Annotated in this window: 3 protein-coding genes; all 3 read right to left on the reverse strand. The window is 38.5% G+C overall.

Annotation, left to right across the window (positions count from 1 at the left end; all coding sequences use genetic code 11):
- A partial coding sequence (locus KF816_17545) for a hypothetical protein (GenBank protein ID MBX3009834.1) occupies positions 1–237 on the reverse strand: 237 nt, incomplete at its 3' end.
- 234 nt (positions 238–471) lie between these two features.
- Positions 472–870, reverse strand: a complete 399-nt coding sequence (locus KF816_17550) for a hypothetical protein (protein MBX3009835.1) — start codon at positions 868–870, stop codon at positions 472–474.
- 80 nt (positions 871–950) lie between these two features.
- The coding region (locus KF816_17555; protein ID MBX3009836.1) for an RHS repeat-associated core domain-containing protein at positions 951–1,943 on the reverse strand (993 nt) is incomplete at its 5' end.

Genomic DNA, 1,943 nt, shown 5'->3' on the forward strand with positions numbered 1-1,943 from the left:
TATTACCTGTAAGTTGTCAAAGAACACCGGAACCTGGCTCTGGTTGCTGGCGTAAATATACACATATCCGTTCTTTGGTGCGGGGATGTTTGATAATTGGTGTGATTTTACCACATCTTTATCACCTACCGGGTCGAACCCACTGGCTACACTCTTAAATTGCTCATCAAAAAACAGGTAATTAATAAATGCCCTGGGTTTGGCTGAGTGTGGCGATGTTTTGGTTCTGGGTTGCACCATTGGTCACTGCATTAAAATAATAGCTCTTGCCAAAAATATCTATCTTATCGCCTGCCATTACTTTTAATGGTAATGCCCAGGCCTGTTACGCCTTCTGTTGTAGTGGCTTTGAGCTTGTAGAGCTTTTGGTGATTACTATTATTGCGTTGATCAAGTAACGTTCAGGCACCAGGTCTGGCTATGCACAACGCAATGCTACAAGACCTGCGCCAGTGTGTGAAGCAGAGAAATTTAGTTTATTTTACTATTTAGAAACTTTAGATGTTGATTAATATTCAAAAGCTCATTTTTATAGCTGATTACTAAACGAATACTCTTCCCGCTATTTTCATCTTGGCCTACACGGCCTATAAATTCGCCTTTCCCAACTTTATAGTCTTTTTTCAAAAGGCAGCTTGACAAATTTGCATAAGTAAATAAATAATTTTCAAACCTAATTGCACAAAGAAAAAAATTCTCATAAGAATTTACATTTACAACAACGCCGCCAGTTAGAGAAAACACAGAGTCAACTAACTTATCTTTAGAATAAATTTGGAGGCCTTCCTGTGGGTTGATATAACTTTTGGAATTCTGGACAGATGATGGGCTAATAATAAAGCCACTTCTTACGGGAATATCAATTTTCATTCGAATTGTATCTATCTTTTGGCAATACACAGCAAGACTACTCGCAAAAAAAAAGCACATCAAAAAAAGGTATTTCATAATTATTGTCCTGTTTTATATTTTTCCCTCAGCTCATTTGCAGCGTCATCACCTGCTCTAATACCTTCGATCTCATGCTTTCGTTTGTCTCTAGGTTTATTTGGGCTTTCTTTACTTGGTTTTTTATACTTCCCAGTCTTATTATCTTTAGTTTTTGACTTAAAATCAGCTGAATTTTGAACAGAATGCGTAGCTTCGTGCGTACCAGTTTTTACCATAGCAACATCAAGGCCCTTTTGTTGATCATCCGTATTCAGAACTATAGACTCTATCGCTCCTTCAATCATTAGCTCTGTTTCTATAATTGCAATTACAGTGTTGTCCCATTCTGATGTTTTGTCATATTCTCCAGTTTTCTCGTTAAAAACAAAATTCTTATCGAAGTTATCATTATTATTCCCTTCTTTTTTTTCATTATAGTCATTTAATGTCATTGTTTCAGCCTTTCCTCCCCCTTCTCGAATTGCTTTCGCAACCTTGTCTTTCCCTTTATGAAAATGTATGAAAATTTTTCTGGAGGATTGTTCCATGACTTTCCAAGCTGCTGCTCCGGCCAATGTTTGATTCATTACTTTTTGCAACTTTTGAACTTTAGGATCATTTGGATTTCCAATCTCATTACCATCAATATCAATAAATTTTATCGGATTATTTATTGCATAGTTGTAAGGGCTATAAAAAGTATACTCATCCGCCAATGGGTCAACCGCATGCCATCTCCCAATCTGTGGGTCATACATCCTTGCTCCATAATCCAACCACTCCAGCCCGCTACCATCACTAAACTCTTTCCGTTGTTCTTCCTTACCATTGTATTTAAGCTTATTCTCAGGATTTCCGAACGCCAGTGCCTTGGAGCTTATCCCCTGCATCGTCAGTCCGAAGGGGTAGTAGTGCGTTTCCTCAAGAATAGCTCCTCTTGTGTGGATCACCTGGAGGTTGTCAAACCTGCCTTGCCGGCAGGCAGGGAACACATTTACCTGGCTCTCATTGCT

The sequence above is a fragment of the Melioribacteraceae bacterium genome, assembly GCA_019638015.1.
Taxonomy (GTDB): domain Bacteria; phylum Bacteroidota; class Ignavibacteria; order Ignavibacteriales; family Melioribacteraceae; genus JAHBUP01.

Bases quoted from the DNA above. Each gene is read 5' to 3' on its own strand.
- KF816_17550 (MBX3009835.1), bottom strand. From the start codon at position 870: ATGAAAATTGATATTCCCGTAAGAAGTGGCTTTATTATTAGCCCATCA.